The sequence below is a fragment of the Trichococcus flocculiformis genome (assembly GCF_900113645.1).
In the GTDB taxonomy this organism is placed as follows: domain Bacteria; phylum Bacillota; class Bacilli; order Lactobacillales; family Aerococcaceae; genus Trichococcus; species Trichococcus flocculiformis.
On the sequence record NZ_FOQC01000049.1, the window covers coordinates 1 to 18,529 of the forward strand.

17 protein-coding genes are annotated in these 18,529 nt (G+C 39.6%); all 17 read right to left on the minus strand.

The genetic code is table 11. The features are described from left to right. Positions 1–336, minus strand: a 336-nt coding sequence (locus tag BMZ71_RS12100; RefSeq protein ID WP_120488148.1) for an HTH domain-containing protein, incomplete at its 3' end; no start/stop codon positions are given. 130 nt (positions 337–466) lie between these two features. Beyond that, entirely contained in the window at positions 467–718 is a 252-nt protein-coding gene (locus tag BMZ71_RS12105; protein ID WP_245734434.1) for a COG3415 family protein, read from the minus strand. A gap of 856 nt (positions 719–1,574) precedes the next feature. Beyond that, positions 1,575–3,104: a polysaccharide deacetylase family protein gene (locus tag BMZ71_RS12110; RefSeq protein ID WP_086990522.1), complete on the minus strand. Its 1,530-nt coding sequence runs from the start codon at positions 3,102–3,104 to the stop codon at positions 1,575–1,577. Positions 3,105–3,569: 465 nt separating this feature from the next. After that, positions 3,570–4,628, minus strand: coding sequence for an EpsG family protein (locus BMZ71_RS12115; protein ID WP_245734435.1), 1,059 nt, complete (start codon positions 4,626–4,628; stop codon positions 3,570–3,572). Between the two features lie 13 nt (positions 4,629–4,641). Beyond that, positions 4,642–5,715 (minus strand): hypothetical protein, encoded by a 1,074-nt coding sequence (locus BMZ71_RS12120; protein WP_086990519.1) that lies wholly within the window; start codon positions 5,713–5,715, stop codon positions 4,642–4,644. Between the two features lie 2 nt (positions 5,716–5,717). Then, complete coding sequence (locus BMZ71_RS12125) at positions 5,718–6,815, minus strand: glycosyltransferase family 1 protein (RefSeq protein ID WP_245734436.1); 1,098 nt, start codon at positions 6,813–6,815, stop codon at positions 5,718–5,720. 19 nt (positions 6,816–6,834) lie between these two features. After that, entirely contained in the window at positions 6,835–7,890 is a 1,056-nt protein-coding gene (locus tag BMZ71_RS12130) for a glycosyltransferase family 2 protein (protein ID WP_086990515.1), read from the minus strand. Positions 7,891–8,065: 175 nt separating this feature from the next. Next, positions 8,066–9,271, minus strand: a complete 1,206-nt coding sequence (locus BMZ71_RS12135) for a leucine-rich repeat domain-containing protein (RefSeq protein ID WP_086990513.1) — start codon at positions 9,269–9,271, stop codon at positions 8,066–8,068. A gap of 372 nt (positions 9,272–9,643) precedes the next feature. Next, entirely contained in the window at positions 9,644–10,567 is a 924-nt protein-coding gene (locus BMZ71_RS12140; protein ID WP_086990511.1) for a WaaS/CpsH family glycosyltransferase, read from the minus strand. Positions 10,568–10,650: 83 nt separating this feature from the next. Continuing rightward, the gene (rfbD, locus tag BMZ71_RS12145) at positions 10,651–11,493 is read right to left on the minus strand and encodes a dTDP-4-dehydrorhamnose reductase (RefSeq protein WP_086990509.1); all 843 of its coding nucleotides are present in this window, start codon (positions 11,491–11,493) and stop codon (positions 10,651–10,653) included. 19 nt (positions 11,494–11,512) lie between these two features. Continuing rightward, a complete protein-coding gene (rfbB, locus tag BMZ71_RS12150; RefSeq protein ID WP_086990507.1) occupies positions 11,513–12,496 on the minus strand; it encodes a dTDP-glucose 4,6-dehydratase in 984 nt (327 codons plus the stop codon). Position 12,497: 1 nt separating this feature from the next. Further along, entirely contained in the window at positions 12,498–13,064 is a 567-nt protein-coding gene (gene rfbC, locus BMZ71_RS12155; RefSeq protein WP_086990524.1) for a dTDP-4-dehydrorhamnose 3,5-epimerase, read from the minus strand. 22 nt (positions 13,065–13,086) lie between these two features. Further along, positions 13,087–13,953: a glucose-1-phosphate thymidylyltransferase RfbA gene (gene rfbA, locus BMZ71_RS12160; protein ID WP_086990505.1), complete on the minus strand. Its 867-nt coding sequence runs from the start codon at positions 13,951–13,953 to the stop codon at positions 13,087–13,089. Next, entirely contained in the window at positions 13,950–14,828 is an 879-nt protein-coding gene (galU, locus tag BMZ71_RS12165; RefSeq protein ID WP_086990503.1) for a UTP--glucose-1-phosphate uridylyltransferase GalU, read from the minus strand. The genes rfbA and galU overlap by 4 nt, the downstream gene beginning before the upstream one ends. Positions 14,829–14,992: 164 nt before the next feature. Next, positions 14,993–16,006 carry a UDP-glucose 4-epimerase GalE gene (gene galE, locus BMZ71_RS12170; RefSeq protein WP_086990501.1) on the minus strand — a complete coding sequence of 338 codons (1,014 nt, stop codon included), beginning with the start codon at positions 16,004–16,006 and terminating at the stop codon, positions 14,993–14,995. Positions 16,007–16,042: 36 nt separating this feature from the next. After that, positions 16,043–17,026: an LCP family glycopolymer transferase gene (locus tag BMZ71_RS12175; RefSeq protein WP_086990499.1), complete on the minus strand. Its 984-nt coding sequence runs from the start codon at positions 17,024–17,026 to the stop codon at positions 16,043–16,045. Positions 17,027–17,437: 411 nt separating this feature from the next. Then, positions 17,438–18,529 (minus strand): Ig-like domain-containing protein (locus BMZ71_RS12180; RefSeq protein ID WP_177187611.1); only part of this gene is annotated, 1,092 nt, incomplete at its 5' end.

Consider the following 18,529-nt stretch of genomic DNA (forward strand, 5'->3'; position numbering starts at 1 on the left):
CTGATATTCTTCGCGTATTTGATTCACATATAACCGCATCGTACTTTCACCAACGGTGAAGTCGGGGAATTTCTCAAGCAGCCAATCCTGTATTTGAGACGCATTCAGATGCGGATACTCTTGAAGCCAAGCAACAATCCAATCCTTGTATGGGTCCAATTTCTTCTTCCTCGAACCTAATGAATTGACCCATTCGAAAGCTTCTTCCGGTGTCTTCTCCATGTAGTTATAAACCGTTGTGCGGGATACCTTCAACTGCTTTGCGATTTGTTGGATGGAAAAGTCCCGCTCTTTCATCTGTTGAATTTCCAAATATAACATTAACTTCTTCTTCACCTTTCGTCCTCCAATAACCTAAGATACCTTTAAAAGTATACAGGATTGGAGATATTCTTTGGTGAAAGTGTTCAATCTTATTCATCGAAAACTGTTCAATTTAGTTTAGCACTGACACCAGTTCCGCTTCCTATTCATCTGTCAGCCGTGAAGGTCGTCCGCTTTGTTTTTTGGAGACTAAACCTTGGATTCCATTATGGCAGTAATTTTTCACATAGTGGCTGACAGTATGCTCGTCGCGGCCGATGGTGTGCCCGTCTTCTTTCCGGGTGTGGCCTTCAAGAACCAACTTGACTGCTGCCAGGAAACGCTCGTACAACCGGCGGTTGTCTGTCGTATTCATCGCTTTTTCCAATTCACGGATTTGGCGTTCTGTTTCCATGTTCCCCACTCCTCAAGTGTTTTCTTTAGTATACGCCTATAGGAGGAAAAACGAATACAATTTAACTCAATTTATATAGTAAAGATTATCAAACACTATTAACTGAAGATATAATATTTGAGAGTGCATCAACATACTTCCATACAGATTATGCAAACAAAGATTCTGTTTTATATTCTGAAGTTACTCAAAATAATTTGTATTTTCTTGATGAAATGCCAGTTGAAGTCGTATATGATCACACAGATTCAATATTTACAATTAGAGTCGACAATCCTAAGAATTACAGTGGGAATTTGATTACACCAATTTATAGGTATCTAGGGCAAGATATAAAAGTTAACAACATAGAAAGTAAAAGTACTTTATCACGCTTCGGTACAACTGAAGTAGTAGTACCTCCTGGGCAATCTATCATCGAAATTTCCTATCACTATACTACCCTTGCTGTAATCTCTAAAATACTAAATGGGATTTTTGCCATTGGGTTTATAATTTATATTTATTTTACAAAAAAACGACGAAAGCTTTTATTATCCGAAGCCTAATTCAATTTTAGACCTTAATCATTTTTTGGCAGCATCTTAGTATATTTTGTTTTTTCTCAGTAATCTTCTGCACTTTTCTCTTGAAAAAAACAACGTTGCTTAAATTCTCTCAAAAGGAATCCTTTGAGTTTAACCTAAACCTCCATAATAATGTCATAAAAATAGGCATGAGATTAACCAACTTAGGTAATCTCATGCCTATTTTTTATTCAATTGAATTTTTGTGATCCACCTTCTTTATATTATTGAAGTGGAAACTAATCTAAAGCGTAAATAGAAATAATCGATTCATCAAAAGTTATATAGTCTCAGTCTGCGGTCATAGAGCTGTCTATATCGAAGGCCTCAACATAGGCTGGTTCCTCTTGGATTTCTGGTGTCTCTTCAACCGGCTCAACAGCTTCATCGAAGCCGGAACTGTACACCGGCTCCTCTTCTAGTATGAATTCAGAAGAAAAGAGCAACTCAAAATCGTTGTAGCCATCCGTATTTCCGTTGTCATAGCCAGCATTGTACCCATCATAGTAAGCTCTGTAATAGCCTGCGTAGGTTCCTTCGTCATAACCAAAGTAGTAGCCTTCAGGATAGCCTTCGTTATAACCTTCATAAAAACTGTCGTTATAGCCATTGTAGTAGCCTGCATCGAAACCATCATCATAACCATCATAGTAGCCATCATCATTACCTTCATAGTAGCCATCGGTATACCCGTCATTAAACCCTGCTTCAAATTCCTCATCAAACAACGGGATGTTCTCTTCTCCAAAGAATGGTGGCGGTGTTTCTTTCTCGTACGCCGGATCAATTTCTTCTACGAATGTTGGCGGAGTCTCTTCTTCGTAGGATGGGGAGTATTCTTGATTGTACCCATCATTGTATCCTTCTTCATATCCGTACCAGTAGCCATCATAGTAACCGTTATAATAGCCAGCGTTATAGCCATCATCATAGCCGTCGTTGTAACCGTCGGTATATCCACCATAGTATCCATCCATGTAGCCGTCATAATAACCGGCGTAGTATCCTTCCATATATCCTTCATAATACCCATTGCTGTAACCATTCGTATAACCGTCGTCGTATCCAGCACTGTGCCCTGCATTATACCCTGCACTATACCCCGAATCCTCATAACCGATTAAATCGGATATTGTCACAAAATCATATCCCATATTTTTAAGATCACTGATTATGTAAGAAAGTGCCTCAGGTGTATTCGCAGCTCCAGGCATCGCATGCATCAATACAATTGCCCCAGGATGAATATTATTGACTACCGTATTTATTATTGTATCAGCTGAAAGACCTTGCCAGTCCAAGGTGTCGATCGACCAGCCAATCGTATAATCATAGCCAGCATCCCCTACTGCTTCCAATACGGAAGAGTTCACGTCCCCATACGGAGCTCTGAAGAACGGAACAGTGGATTCACCCGTATAATATTGAATGATATCATCTGCTGCATTCAGTTCTTCTATCATCTGGTAGTAAGTTAAATTCGTAAAGGCAGGATGCGTATAGGAGTGATTAGCAATCTGGCTTCCTTCCCATATGATGTCATTCATCAAATCCGGGTATAATGCTGCTGCTTCCCCGACCATGAAGAAAGTTCCGGGCACATCGTTACTCGAAAGTATCGAAAGAATTTCTTGTATTTTTCCGGCATCATATCCGTCATCAAACGTTAGTGCTACTAATTTATTGGTGGTATCAACACTTGAGATTAGCTGCGAAGCTGCTGATATAGTGGGCACGGAGAATGTGAATGTGAATGTGAATAATGAAACAAGCAAAATCATCATCATTGCCTTCAGAGACTTAAATTTATCTCTCAACATTTTATTCGCCTCATTTTTTTATGACCAGACAGGAACAAAACGGAAAATACTGACAACGGCATTCTGCGCATAGGTGACATAGGAGATTCCCCTTTGCAGCTCATTTAATCCTCACTATTTCTGGAATAAACCCCACACCACCATTACTCACTACTGAACGACTTACCCCTCAAGCCACCACCTCTCACCTGTCCATAACTTTAAATATATTTAACCTTAGACTCAGGTTATCCCCTAGCACAATGAAATATAACTGCTTTTGGTAATTGCAACATACCTATTTAAGCTTATTTTAACATTCCGTCAACAGCATAAGCAATTATTCGTACCTGTGCAATTGGATCTTCTTACCATGTGTTATTTGAAAAACCAAAACAAACACCCGAACCAGAATATGGATTTCATATTTTGGTTCGGGTGTTTGTTTTGTTGTATAAACTGGATTGTTTGAGTGTTCATTCAGTATCATTCGAACAACAGAGTGTCATAGGGTGTAAAAAACACGTAATCTCCAGAAAAGATAAAAATGATGAAAAAAATCACGACAGTAAAACCTAAAAATAAAAATACATTCAGCAATTTATTTCTTGTGAACGACAAAATAAAATAAGGTGCGACAAACATTTCATATGTTGCAAAAGGTGAGCTCAACCTTCCTCCCACAGTGGCTAAATCCCCAAAAGATATTAAAATTAATGATGCTAAAAAATAAATTTTATGGTAAAAAGCGAATTGTTTGTCTTCTTGAATATCAGAAAATAAATACGCCCCCAAAAAAATCAACATTTGCATCAGAAGTACAGGATTGAGCAACCATTTACCTCCTGTAAATGTAGGATTCGTAAAATATCCGATGTATCGGTAAGGCACAGCCCATAAGTAAAGATTCGGAATCTGGACAATGACACCTATAACAACCGTGGCACCCAGCAAAAGGAGCACATTTTTTTTGTCCAATTGCGGAAAGTAATTCTTAAATAAATAGGCAAGGATAAAAATCAGCGCTGTGATATGGAAAGTTGAAGCAAACAAAACAACCAACAGAAACTTTATAGGCTCTTTTTTCTTGATGTACTTCAGTGAATACAACAAGAGGATGCTGACAAAGGAAGCGCGTATTTGTCCCATATCTCTGGCAAAAAAGAATCTTGCGTAGTAGTAAAGCAGTATCAGAGAGGGATAGGAGGTGTTCTTATACACAAAGAAAACAAGCAGACCGATGCTGACAATCGAAAAGAAAAGCACAAATGTATAGAAATTTAACCCCAACTTTATGAAAAGATAATTCAAGAACAAATAACCTGATTCAGCATCAATCGAGCCGTTGAATACATCTCCAATATCATTCAGTTCGTCATAGAAGTTGGAATAATTGTTAAAATCATATCCGGAACGATAACGAAAACCAGCTAAAGCCGCTAAAACACTGCCATTTATAAAAACAATTTTTTTATTTTTGAATAGAATCTCAAAAGTGGACAAGAGCAGTAAAATCAAAAAAATAAAAATATATACTAGCATCATTCACCCTCCAGTCTTAGATCAAAATTATTTTTATATCTGACCGGTAATTTGCTAGTTGAATTCGTTGGCTTTTATACCATTCTTTCGTTGTTGTATTTTTAAGCAAAAATATAACAATTTCATCGAATTCCATATTAGATGGAATATTGCTGATGCTGTCCGTTATGAGGATATTCTCCGATTGATCATCTGGCTGCTTATTATTTGATAATAATCCAGCTGAAATTGGCTCCGGTAAGGAAATTTCAGTAAGAATACATTTTCTGCCCTGCGGATGATTTACAGCCTGCTGGGCTGCAGCTACTCTTTCCTTTTCAGATGAAATTTGGGTCAAATCCAATACTAGATCTTTTTCGGAAAAACTGGCGTTGAATACGTCGGATACTTCTTTCTTGAATATTAACCTTATGACAGAAGCAAAAACGCCAGCCAATACAGAAACGATAGCCACGATTACGCTGATTAAAGTATAATTTGTATCTGAAACATTAACTTTTGTTGAAACCATTGCACTTTCGGCGGATTGATTAACTTCTTGCGGCTTTGTTAAAATAACGACTTGTCGGGTCTCAAAAGAAGGGATATTACCCGCTTTGACGTCTTCAAAAATAACTTGAGCGATATCCAAATTATTATTGTAATCACCCGTCCCTACCTCGATTACCAAAGCATTTGTGGTACTGTCAAATTTCACATTCAGCATATCTTCAGGCGTTGCTTTTGTAACAACAGGGGAAATAATAGCCACTTTTGACTCTAACTGCGCCAAAACCTCTTCAGACAAGAGAATTGACTTTAACAAACGAGCATTACTGTACACAGCCCCTTGTTCATTTTCAACGTAAAAGCGGAAGCTTACTGCCTTTTTATTAAGCTTTGTATAGTCTTCCACAGTCAGCATAGGTTTCACTTGCCCTGTTATAGTGCTGATTTCCTCTGTTTCTTTTATCTGGCTATCACTGTAAATCGCATAGGAAACCGCCAAACCATAGATGATCATCATCGTTACAAAAATAGTTATTATAAATCTTAGGTTATCCTTGAAGAAGGACTTCAAATCTTGAAAAGTCGGTAACTTGTTGTTCATTGTCATTCCCCCGGATTGCTGTATATTTTTTCTAACATTTCTGCGGTATTGTTCATGTCGTATGCTTCCAAATCCGCCAATGATTTATTGCCAAATGGTGAATCTAAAATTGCCTGACTCCATACCGCCATATCATCCTGCAGATCCACAAAAACAACATTCTCAGAAAGCTTAGTATGTATCGACACTTCTGTTGACATAACAAGTTTCAGATTGGCAGCTTGAGCTTCCACTGCTACGATAGGCAGACCCTCATATAAAGACGGAAGGACAAAGACATCCATAGCGCTCATCAGTTGGGGTATATCATCTCTCTCGCCCAAAAAACGAACATTTTTTTCTATGCCCAATTCCTTGGCTAAAGCATGTATACGGGACTCCAAGCTCCCAGTTCCAATCGCTAACAAATAGGTATTCGGATTTGATTCTACGATATATTGCATCAGTTGCATCAAGAATGTATGATTCTTCTGTGTCTCAAATCGGCCTATATGCCCTATTACAAAAGCATCTGAGGGAAGCCCTAGACTCAATCGCATATCCTGCTTTGAAATCCCAGTATACCGATAAGCATCCAGGTTGATTCCATTTGGTATATTGATGAATTTCTGCTTATCCCCGTATAACCCAACCCCTGCTTCCTGAGAACAAGCCAGGAAATCAGTAGCATATGTCATCAAAAGTTTTGAGAACAACGGCCTAACCAAATTATATGGAAATTTATTCCCTTTCCCATCGGTTGTAGCATGGCTGTGGGCAATCCTTTGTTTTACGCCTGCTTTTGAAGCTAACCAAAGATTCAGACCTCCACCAAAAAAAATTTCATTATGGACAATATCAACTTGATTTTCATCAAATATTTTATTCACTGCTTTGATGTATTTTAGAATGTGCTTATTGGGGTTAGGCACGACAAAAATCTTCCCGCCCAATTCCTGAATTTCATTATGGTAAGGTTGAACACTTGCGTACTCTTCATAGATAACAAAATCAAACTGATATTTTTCCCTATCAATATTCCGATAGGCATTCATCATAAACGTTTCTGCTCCACCTTTTCCCATTCTTCCTTGAAAATGTAGGACTCGCTTAGTTTCCAATATTTCTGTCTCCATTCTGTTAAAAATTGCCTTTTAGTTTTTCAAAAAATTTCGGTGATAGATTGTTCATTAAAAACATAATATTTGATGCTGCATAATTTAAAAGGACAGACTTCGAAGAAAATAAAAATCGCATTATTTTTCTTGAAGAAGTATCGACAGAACTGTTTTCCGTTGCATAACGGACTTGTGGATGGGTCAGTATATTTTTTATATAGGTCATTTTCTCTCTACTATTCAAAGGGCAACCCTTACTGTGCAAGGGAATCATGCACGACATAGCGCCTTTCAAGAACAATGCGCTCACCCCAGCCAGATCATGCGTTGACAGAGACTGCATTTGCTCATAGAATTCGACAAATGTTTCGAATTTGTTTGGGAAGTATTTATTTGTTAAACTTTTCTTACCATCAAATGAATATTGATAAAGGATTCCTTCAGTGGTGTAGACACTATTGGCATGTTTGTAATAGGCCAGATTAAATAGTCTGTCTTCACAGCTACTATAATTTGGAAATTTAATACCATGTTTCCGGATGATATCCGTTCTGTAGACTTTATTCCAAATAACATACATCAATTGTTTATTCATCAAAGAATACAGATTTTCAAGAAATTCCTCATTTGTTGCATAGTGGCGTTCATCCACAATGACAGGTCTTTCAGATACCAAAGCATCACCATCCATCACCTTCATGTTGTAGGACGCTATAATCAAATCAAAGGCCCCTTGTTCCAATAATCCAGCGTATTGCTCCAACGTGTGGCTCTCCAGCGCATCATCAGCATCCATGAAAAAAAGATATTTCCCTTTAGCTTTATCAATTCCTATATTTCTTGCATTTCCAGGGCCGTTATTTTCAATAGTAAAAACGGAAAAATTAGGATGTTTACCAATATATTCATTAACTTTTTTTTCGGTTCCATCTGTGGATCCATCATTGATGATGATAACTTCATAATTACTGAAAGTTTGATTTGTAATACTTGCTAATGTTCCTTGTATTGTCTTTTCACAATTGTAAGCAGGAATCACAATACTGAAATAAAAACTATTATAAAAACTATTATTCATACGTTTCCTTTCCGATCATTTCCATTTTTATTTACTTTTCCCTTACGGCCAAAAAGCACCGCTTCGAACTGCTTTAGGCTTAAACATTTTCATTATATCAGATTTGTAGATAAATTAAAGCATCATAAAAATCTCAAAACGGAAATGTATACGAGTATACTATACCTTTTTACATCTATTCAATAGGATTATTAGTCACATCAATATGTATCAAGGATGGCATTTCAGCCAATACATTGACGTCTCTGACTTGGTTATTATTCAAGTTCAGGGATTTCAATTTACTCAGAGCAGCGAGTGGACTAATATCAGTGATGTTATTGTAGCTTAAACTAAGGCTTAGTAAGCTTTCCAATCCTGATAATGAAGATACGTCAGTGATGGTGTTGTTATCCAAAATAAGTGTTATCAGTGCCGTCATTCCGCTCAATGCACTGATATCGCGTATCTGATTACCGTACAAAACTAGCTTCTGCAAATGAATCAAATTTTCCAATGGCCTGATATCATTTATTTGGTTACTCATCAGATCAAGATAGGTCAATTCGTTTAATTCCCCTAGAGCGCTGATTTCACTAATCACGTTCGAACTGAGCTCTAATTGGGTTAGATGAATCAGTCCACTCAAAGCATCGATATCGGTTATTCCATTTGAGTGTAGGTCCAAAATTGTCAAATTCGTCAGTTTACGCAAAGGACTGATGTCACTGATGTTGTTCCCGCCTAAACGAAGAATATTCAAGTTGACTAAGTCTGCTAAACTACCTATATCGCTTATTTTATTATCCCCAAGATCTAAATCCATCAGGTTTTCCAATCCCTTTAAACCATTAATCTCGCTGACCTTTGTGAAACGAATGCCCAAAACTTCAAGATCAACAAAATTTTCAATGCCATTAATATCCGTGATGTTCTCACCCGACAAGTGCAATGAGGTGATGCCCGCAAGATTTGTCTTATAAATAGGACCGTCCGGCTTTCCTATCAATAATCTCACCTGCTTTTCAAATTCTTCATTGTTAAATGCAACGGGAACGATAATGGTGCACGTTGCACGTTTATTAGTATTGGCAACTTTCACTGTAATGGTAGCAGTACCTGCGGCAACGGCTGATACTTCCCCTGAAGCAGACACGGTCGCAACACTTTCATCAGATGACGTCCAGTTTAAAACCCAATCCGTGGCATTTTCCGGCATGATTTCCCCAGTCAACACCATCTTTCTACCTATTTCAATCATGACATTTTCCTGTTCCAAACTAATTGAAGTTACCTCAACAACATTTCTTTTGTTCAGAAGTCCTGTGGCCACAAGAAGCAAAATAAAAATGCCGGTTATCAGTAGTATTTTTTTTTGAAAGCCTTTATTGTCCTTTACCATCAAAGTCTCCCTCTTCCCTTAAAAACAAAATTTCCTTATGTTTACCGAAATCAATCTAAATCAGCAACCAATTTGAATGATTTACCCTTTTCTGTAATAAGTTCTGGGAGGAAAACGATAATTTTCCGTGTACGCAGCTTCTCCCCCTACATTTTAACATGTTAAGGAATAGAAATCCCACCAAGGGGATATCAACAAGGCTGTTTCCCCCATTTTTTCGTAAATTGGACAACTAAAGCCAAATAGATCAGATGATGTACTGAATCTACATGCACCTGATCTATTTGTAATTTCTTGAAGGACCCGTCAGAATTGGACAAAAAGTCCTAAATTTGCCACGGTTCCTGTTTTGTCAATAAACAATCGAGACCTCTATTTAAAGAAACGAGCAAACCATTGTTCCAGATCATATTTGTCCAAGATTTCAGAAGGAAACTGATGTAACGGTCTATTCAGGAATGCAGGAAGTTCAGCAATAGCATCTTCTTCCAATATGAATATATTGTCCGGATGATAAAAATCCTTAGATTTGATTCCCTTGTTGTTTGTTATCAATTTTTTTGAAAAAAACAAAGCCTCCAAAGGTCTAAGCGTCAACCCTTTTTGGTTATCGGTCAAAATATCCATGATGGCTCGGCTTTTAGTAATCATGTCCACAATAGTATCATAAGATACCCTTTTTTGGTAATGTTCAGATTTATTGATTTGGCGGTCTTTATTGGCAACTATATAAAAATTGGTGATAACTCCCAACGCTCGCATCTGCGACTCCAAGGAGAGGAGTTCTTCCAAACGTCCCTTATCTTTGCCTACAAATAAAACATCATACTCAGGTTCCTTCGCTTCCTTTACTAACCCCTTCGAATAGAACTGAGTATTGTAATGTAATTGGTGCTCCCGGCAATCATTCTCATCAAAAGACCAAAATTCACATTTGCAGTCATCAAACTTATCCAAAGAAACAGAATTTGAGATGCTGTTCCAATACCAAACGATGACCCTGATTTTCTCATTCAGTCCATTGATGTATCTAACAGCTTCGGGGGTCCACTCAGCGTCCAAGAGAATGACCGTATCATAATCTGTTATATTTTTTTTCCAATCACCATACCATACCCTTGTGTACGGGTAACCTAATTTAGTGTGAAGTCGTCTCATTAAGTCAACTGGATACACTCTTTTTGGAAAATAGGTTGCGACATGATACCCCTTTCGGGCTAATTCTTTCGTGGCAAAATCATTTTCATCGATACCCACGTATAATGTTTTTTCTTTGTGTAATTCTAACGAGTCCATTTTTTGAACCTTTCCTTATTGTTTTCCCAACCAACTTAACATTTATCCGCAAAATAATCTTTCCAATCAATACGCAAAACCGGCTACGCATCGATACTAGCGACAAACTGACTCAACGCTTCCTCCCAGGTCGGAATCTGGAATCCTGTTGCTTTTGCTTTGCTCAGATCCATTATCGAATGTTTAGGACGATAGGCTTTTTGTGGGTATTCCGCTGAAGTCACTGGTTTCACTTCCACGTTATGGTTCTTTAAAATTTCACGGGCGAATTCATACCAGGAGCAGCTGCCATCGTTTGATAAATGGTATACGCCATAAGCTGCATTCGTATCAAGCAGATGCAGCATGAAAGCCGCTAACGTACGAGTCCAGGTTGGGCGTCCAAACTGATCGTCAACAACAGTCAGGATGGGATGTGTTTTCCCTAAACGGAGCATCGTACACACGAAGTTATTTCCGAATTCCCCAAAAACCCACGAGGTTCGGATGATATAGAATTTGGAACAGAGGCTTCGAACCCACTGTTCTCCCTCATATTTCATACGGCCGTATTCGTTTTGTGGATTAGCCTGATCTGTTTCGGTATACTCTTTGGAATTATTCCCATCGAAAACATAGTCAGTACTGATGTACACCATAACCGCACCATTGGCTTCGGCAGCTTCCGCAACAATCTTTGTGCCAATGGCGTTCACTTTTTCGTTCAGATCTTTACCTTCGTCTTCAGCCTTGTCCACGGCTGTATAGGCTGCGCAGTGAAAGACTAGCGTTGGATTTACTTTTTGAAAAAACGCATCGACTGCTGTCTGATTTGTTATATCCATTTCTCCCGAATCAGTGGCTGTATAGTTCATACCCTTCTCATCCAACAGTTTCCGCAACTCCATACCGAGTTGCCCTTTTGAACCAGTAATTAATATAGTCATCATTGGCCGCCTTTCCAGATTAGGATAATTTCGCCTGTTCCTTCAGTGGGCGCCACCAGTCTTCATTATTCAGATACCATTCGATAGTTTCCAAAATACCTGTATCAAAAGTGTATAACGGCTTCCAACCTAGTTCTGTTTCCAACTTTGTAGGATCGATGGCATAACGTTTATCATGTCCTAAGCGATCATCTACATATGTGATTAAATCGCGGGATACGCCTAATTGTTCTATTATGATGTCCACAATTTGATTGTTTGTGCGTTCGTTGTGTCCGCCAATATTATAGACCTCACCCTTGCGTCCTTTGCGCAGAACCAAATCGATGGCTTGGCAGTGATCTTTCACATGCAACCAATCGCGGATATTTTCGCCATCTCCGTAGATTGGCAACTGTTTCTTATCCATCGCATTAGTGATCATCAATGGAATCAATTTTTCTGGAAAATGATAAGGACCATAATTGTTTGAACAACGGGTGATGTTAACGTTCATGCCATAAGTTTCATAGTAGGAGCGGACCAATAGATCAGCACCTGTTTTACTGGCTGAATAAGGGCTGTTCGGAGCCAATGGTGTTTCTTCTGTAAAGTAGCCTTCTGCTCCAAGCGAACCATACACTTCATCGGTTGAAACTTGCAAGTATTTCTCGATTCCCATTTCTTTTGCAACATTCAATAGGGCAAGCGTGCCTTGAATGTTGGTCTCCACAAATATTTCTGGATTCAAAATACTGCGGTCCACATGTGACTCCGCTGCAAAATTGACGAAATGAGTGATTCCATGCGTTTTTACTAAATGACGGACCAACTCGCGGTTATTGATGTTTCCTTGAACAAAGATATGATTTGGATTATCCTTTACATCATCCAAGTTATGGATATTCCCTGCGTAAGTCAACAAGTCCAAATTGATGACTTGATCCTCGGGGTATTTTTCTAAAATATAATGGACAAAATTACTGCCGATAAAGCCGGCACCCCCGGTAACTAATAGTTTCATATTATTTCCCCTCCCATATAAACGGATTATCAAATTCACTTAACGTTGGATGCTGTTTGTCTTTCTCCGATAAAACCAACTTATTCAGCGGCATAGGCCATTGGATGCCGATTTCAGGATCATCGAAAGCAATCCCGCCATCATGTTCTTTTGAAAAATACTCATCGACTTTGTATTGCACATTGCAATTCGGTGTCAATGTGACGAAGCCATGGGCAAAGCCCTTCGGCACCAAAAGCTGACGATGATTATGTTCACTTAAAATATAGCCTTCCCATTTACCGTAGGTAGGCGATCCTATACGCATATCCACCAAGACATCATAGATGACGCCGGTCACTGCGCGGACAATTTTTGTCTGTGCTTTAGGTGTTCTCTGAAAATGCATGCCTCTCAGTACACCAGGCTCTACGGACAAGGAGTGATTATCCTGGATAAAGTCGATTGTAATGCCAGCATCAGCAAATTTCTCTTTTGTGTAGCTCTCCGTGAAGAAACCTCGGTGGTCACCATAGACAGCCATCTCGATGATTTTGACATCTTGTAAGTTTGTTGACAATACGTTCACTTTTTTCATCCCTCACATTTGGTTATACATTTGCTAAACGCAATAAATATTTCCCGTAATTATTCTTTTTCAGTGGTTGTGCCAATTCAATCAGTTGCTCTCTGGTTATGTAGCCCATTCGGTAAGAAATCTCTTCCAAGCAAGCCACCTTCAGATTTTGACGTTTCTCAATCGTTTCAATAAAAGTTGAAGCTTCAAGTAAGGACTCGTGCGTTCCGGTATCTAACCAGGCAAATCCTCGGCCCATGATTTCTACTTCCAGCTCACCTTTTTCCAGATAAGCTTTATTTATGTCCGTGATTTCCAATTCGCCGCGCGGTGAGGGTTTAATATTTTTTGCAATCTCAACCACTTTATTATCATAAAAATAAAGACCTGTTACAGCATAGTTACTTTTTGGGAATTCCGGTTTCTCTTCGATAGAAATGGCTTGCTGATTTTCATCAAACTCGACAACACCAAAACGTTCTGGGTCTTGCACATGATATCCGAAGACTGTCGCTCCTTTTTCTTTTGAAGCTGCTCGTTGCAGCATTTTAGATAAGCCGCTGCCATAGTAGATATTATCACCCAGAATTAAGCACACAGAATCATCTCCGATAAATTCTTCACCGATTATAAATGCCTGCGCAAGCCCGTCCGGACTTTCTTGAACTTTATATTCTATATGGATCCCCAAATCAGACCCGTCTCCGAATAATTGCTCGAATCTAGGCGTATCCGTTGGAGTGGAAATAATCAGAATTTCTCTGATTCCAGCCAGCATTAAGGTTGACATAGGGTAATAAATCATCGGTTTATCGTATATCGGCATCAATTGTTTCGAAACGGATTTAGTCAATGGGTACAATCGCGTACCACTCCCACCCGCTAATATGATTCCCTTCATTTTTTCAGCTCCTTACTTAGTGCGATTATGTAATCGTGCATTTTTTTGGCAGTTTCCGGTTTTTTCAGACCAAATTCAATATTCGCAATCAACAAGCCATATTTATCGCCTACATCATACCTTTTGCCTGTGTATTCAAAAGCGGTTAAGGGATGGATTTGATTCAAGGCTTCGATAGCATCAGTCAATTGTACTTCATTTCCGGAATCCGGTTTTTGACTCCTTAATACATCGAAAATCTCCGGTGTCAGCAGATATCTGCCGATAATGGCTAAATTACTCGGTGCGTCTTCCAAATTCGGCTTTTCTATGAAATGATCTACACTGTATACGTGCTCCAATACTTGATCCTGAATATCAATGATACCGTATCTGTTCACCAAGTTGTTCGGTATCCGCATAGTAGCGACAACTCCGCCTTCAGTCTTTTCGTAAGTGTCCATCAAAAGCTTCGTCAACGGGATATCATTCGGCATTATGTCATCTCCCAATAAGACAACAAAAGGTTCATCCCCTACAAACGGCGCAGCCTGCAGTATCGCATCCCCTAGACCTTTTGGATAAGGCTGACGAACATAATGAATACTCGGAATATTCGTCTTCTGGAGGATAGTTAACATTTCGTTTTTCCCATTTTTCCTTAAGTTCTCCTCAAGAGTGAAATTCACATCAAAATGATCTTCGATTGAACTTTTCCCTTTACCCGAAACAATGATTATTTCTTCGATACCTGATGCAATTGCTTCTTCAACAACATACTGGATGGATGGTGTATCCACAATCGGCATCATCTCTTTTGCCATTGCTTTCGTTGCGGGTAAAAACCGTGTTCCTAAGCCCGCAGCCGGAATGACCGCTTTTCTTATTTTCTGCATACTGAACCCACTTTCTAATCATGTCTTTGCCATTATAACAAAAAAACCATATCAATGAGAAGGGATAATGGAAGTTATTGTCGAAGTTTCAAATAACGGACTAAAGTACAAGAGAGCTGAAGAGAATATAATCATCTCTTCAGCTCCCATTGCGTTTGGCTGTTTTATTTTTCATATCCATTCGGGTTATTTTTTTGCCATTTCCACGAATCACGGCACATGTCACCCAATGTCTTTTGAGCTATCCATCCCAGTTCTTCTTTCGCCTTCGTCGCATCCGCATAACAAGTCGCGATATCACCAGGGCGTCTGTCGATGATGGTGTACGGAATCTCGATGCCTGTAGCTTTCTGGAAGTTATACGTCAAGTCCAGCACGCTGTATCCTTTCCCCGTCCCAAGATTGTAGATGCCGACGCCATTAGTTTCCTTGATCTTGTCCAAAGCTTTAATGTGGCCCAATGCCAAGTCGACGACGTGGATGTAGTCGCGCACGCCTGTGCCATCCGGGGTGTCGTAATCGTCCCCGAAAATGCTCAAGCGCGGCAATTTCCCGACCGCCACTTGCGTGATGTAAGGCATCAGATTGTTCGGGATACCGGTCGGGTCTTCGCCGATCAGACCGGATTCGTGGGCACCGATCGGGTTGAAGTAACGCAGCAAAGCGATGCTCCACTCGGAATCGGCGAACGCCACGTCCTGTAGGATCTGTTCGATCATAACTTTCGTGTAACCGTACGGGTTCGTTGCGCTCGTCGGCAGGTCCTCCGTCAGCGGCGACACGTTGTTCATGCCGTAGACCGTAGCCGAAGAGCTGAAGACGATCTTCTTCACGCCGTGATTGCGCATCACATCGCACAGCACCAAGGAGCTCGTGATGTTGTTGTGGTAATATTCGATCGGTTTGGCGACGGATTCGCCCACCGCCTTGTAGCCCGCGAAATGGATGACCGAGTCGATATTTTCTTTATTGAATACTTCCTCTAACGCCGCTTTATCCAATAAATTCACTTCATAAAAAGAAAAATTTTTGCCCGTGATAGTTTTAATGCGATTTAAGGATTCTGGTTTACTGTTTGAAAAATCATCTACAACAACAACTTCGTATCCTTCTTTCAACAATTCAACAACTGTGTGACTCCCAATATACCCCGCTCCACCTGTTACTAAAATTGACATTTTCTCCCTCTTCCCTCATATCCAATAATTTAACTACTAAATTTCCAACTCTTTTTTCAATAATGATTCCACACGATAAAACTCTTCATCCTCAACAAAGTGATAATAAATTTCATCCATTATTTCATCAAAACCACTTAATTCCTCTTGTTGGATGCTCTTCGTTGCCTCTAGATAATTATTCTTGAGCAACAATTCGTAATCCTCCATCTGGAAATTTGTTTCCACATTGCCTGAAACAGTGGTCAAAACATCTCTATATGTTACCAATAGATTCGATGATAAGAGTTTCTTAAGAATAGCTTCGATAACTAACCGTTGCCGGGATTGCCGACCAGCATCTCCTTCAGGGTCCTCATATCGCATTCTGGCGAAAGCCAGAGCATGTGCACCGTCCAGATGATTTGGACCTTCTGTGAACGAGTAACTAAATTCCCCTTCTTCTGTGTAGTCGGTGAAAGTAAACCCAAATGGACTGTCCACATCAATTCCGCCGACAGCATCCACAATCTTTTCCAGCCCGGCCATATTTATAGTGACATAGTAATCGATTGGAATTTCCAGTAGCTCTTGAACAGAGTCAATCGCCATTTTAATTTCACCGTATGCATAGGCATGATTGATTTTATCAAAATATTCCACGCCATCTCCATAACCCACTATTTTCGAATAGGTATCACGAGGGATACTTAACAAGGTAGTTTGCTGTGTATTCGGATTGATGGTTGCTACAACCATTGAATCCGAACGCCCTTGTTCTGTTCTGCCTAATTCACCAGTGTCCACCCCCAGCAACAGAATGGATATCGGATCTGATTGCTCCAAATCAACGGCAATCCCTCTAGTCTCTTCCTGATCGACAGGTTCATAAATAGACTCTGCTGCCTCGACAACGTTTGTATAGACAGAATGTAAATACAGACCCGCGAAAATGAATACTAGGATAATCAGCCCTAGAAATAGTTTTAATCCGGTCCAGTTTTTCTTCTTCTGTTGTTTTCTAGTGCCAGGTTCTTCCATGAATATTCCCTCCAAGCCGCTGTTACCTTAAATTCACGTATTAATAAAAGCTTCAACTCTAACAGTATAAAACAAATATTCCATATAAAAAAGACTTTCTGAATAAGAAAGTCTTAAGCTGAAAGCAAAATAATGCTCAATTTCCCAAATTTAAGTTACCATCAATACGGCGTTCGGTCATTCTCATCATATGTAAATACGGCTGCCATGGTCTATTTATGCAACAAATACGGGTATTTTATGTTTAGTTTCAGGATTGTTGGCCAAGCATAAAACGAAGAATGCCGCTCACTAAATGTCTCCTTTTGTGATTAGGAGGTCATTTAGCGAGCGGCATTCTTTATTCATGAGCGTCTCTTTCAACGAGTAAATTGTGTTCCTTTGCTCTTAACTTTAAATCTAGCGCTCTTGCTACAATTGACTGTTGAACCAATCACTTATCGTAGTTACGTTGAGTAAATCCTTATCTACATAGCCTAAAACATACGCACAAATCTCTTGGAAAGCAGAAATACTTATGGAATCACTTGCGCTTGTTCCGATATCATGCCCAGTCAATATGATGGTTGATCCTGTGCTAACAGCAGCATCTATATAACTTTTCACCACAGAAACACCAGATACTAGATCGACCATACTCAATCTGTAAAAATCATTTACTGGTAGAGGAACGAGGCCATTCGCACCATATAATCTGGCACTGTCCACGCCAATACTTTTCAATATATTGATAAGTTGCTCATTATAGTAGCCGTTCGGGTAAGCCGCATGATAAGCTGCGCGCGTCCAGCCATTAGCCAATAGCCAATTTTGTGTATTCAAATATTGTTGAGTGAAGTAGGTAATATCACTACTGGATAACACACTCGGCAAAACCAAATGACTTTCTGTGTGGTTTCCGATATCCCAACCGTAATAATTATAAAGTATATCCAATTCGGATACATTCAAAAATCTGCCCGTTGAAGAAAAATATGGATCAGACATGACATAGGCTGTACCAACAAATCCATAATCGCTGAGTATGGATGCTCCTAAAGTTAAAGTGGACGTTCGGCCATCATCAAACGTAAACAGCAGTGATGCCGACGGTGCACGATATGGGAGTGTCACCGTTACATAACTTTGAGCTGTATTTTTGCCCACAGTAGCGGTGATTACAGCTACACCTTCTCCAACAGCGAAGACGGTTCCCGAAGCATCCACACGGGCTACACTTTCGTTCGAACTTTGCCAGGTTACCCTCAGATCATCGGTTGTGTCCGTAGGACTGTAACTCACTACTAAGGTTTTACTGGTACCTTCCGTTAGCTCAAAATTTGTTGTATCGAGCGTGATCGCTTCCAATGGAACGGATGCGTCCAAAGCGGTCATGTCCGCATACCATTGGCTGATGGTCTTCACTTCTAATTGGCCCAGACCGGCGTATTGAGAAACATAATTGACGATCGTTTGGAAATCAGCCAAGCTTACTTTATCCCCGAAAGCCGTATCTGCTATGCC

Excerpts from the sequence above, each read along its gene's own strand:
- BMZ71_RS12110 (WP_086990522.1), bottom strand. The coding sequence starts at position 3,104 with ATGTTGAGAGATAAATTTAAGTCTCTGAAGGCAATGATGATGATTTTG.
- BMZ71_RS12115 (WP_245734435.1), bottom strand. The coding sequence starts at position 4,628 with ATGATGCTAGTATATATTTTTATTTTTTTGATTTTACTGCTCTTGTCC.
- rfbB (WP_086990507.1), bottom strand. The coding sequence starts at position 12,496 with ATGAAACTATTAGTTACCGGGGGTGCCGGCTTTATCGGCAGTAATTTT.
- rfbD (WP_086990509.1), bottom strand. The coding sequence starts at position 11,493 with ATGACTATATTAATTACTGGTTCAAAAGGGCAACTCGGTATGGAGTTG.
- rfbA (WP_086990505.1), bottom strand. The coding sequence starts at position 13,953 with ATGAAGGGAATCATATTAGCGGGTGGGAGTGGTACGCGATTGTACCCA.
- BMZ71_RS12140 (WP_086990511.1), bottom strand. The coding sequence starts at position 10,567 with ATGGACTCGTTAGAATTACACAAAGAAAAAACATTATACGTGGGTATC.
- BMZ71_RS12175 (WP_086990499.1), bottom strand. The coding sequence starts at position 17,026 with ATGGAAGAACCTGGCACTAGAAAACAACAGAAGAAGAAAAACTGGACC.
- BMZ71_RS12130 (WP_086990515.1), bottom strand. The coding sequence starts at position 7,890 with ATGAATAATAGTTTTTATAATAGTTTTTATTTCAGTATTGTGATTCCT.
- BMZ71_RS12120 (WP_086990519.1), bottom strand. The coding sequence starts at position 5,715 with ATGAACAACAAGTTACCGACTTTTCAAGATTTGAAGTCCTTCTTCAAG.
- BMZ71_RS12105 (WP_245734434.1), bottom strand. The coding sequence starts at position 718 with ATGGAAACAGAACGCCAAATCCGTGAATTGGAAAAAGCGATGAATACG.
- galU (WP_086990503.1), bottom strand. The coding sequence starts at position 14,828 with ATGCAGAAAATAAGAAAAGCGGTCATTCCGGCTGCGGGCTTAGGAACA.
- BMZ71_RS12135 (WP_086990513.1), bottom strand. The coding sequence starts at position 9,271 with ATGGTAAAGGACAATAAAGGCTTTCAAAAAAAAATACTACTGATAACC.
- galE (WP_086990501.1), bottom strand. The coding sequence starts at position 16,006 with ATGTCAATTTTAGTAACAGGTGGAGCGGGGTATATTGGGAGTCACACA.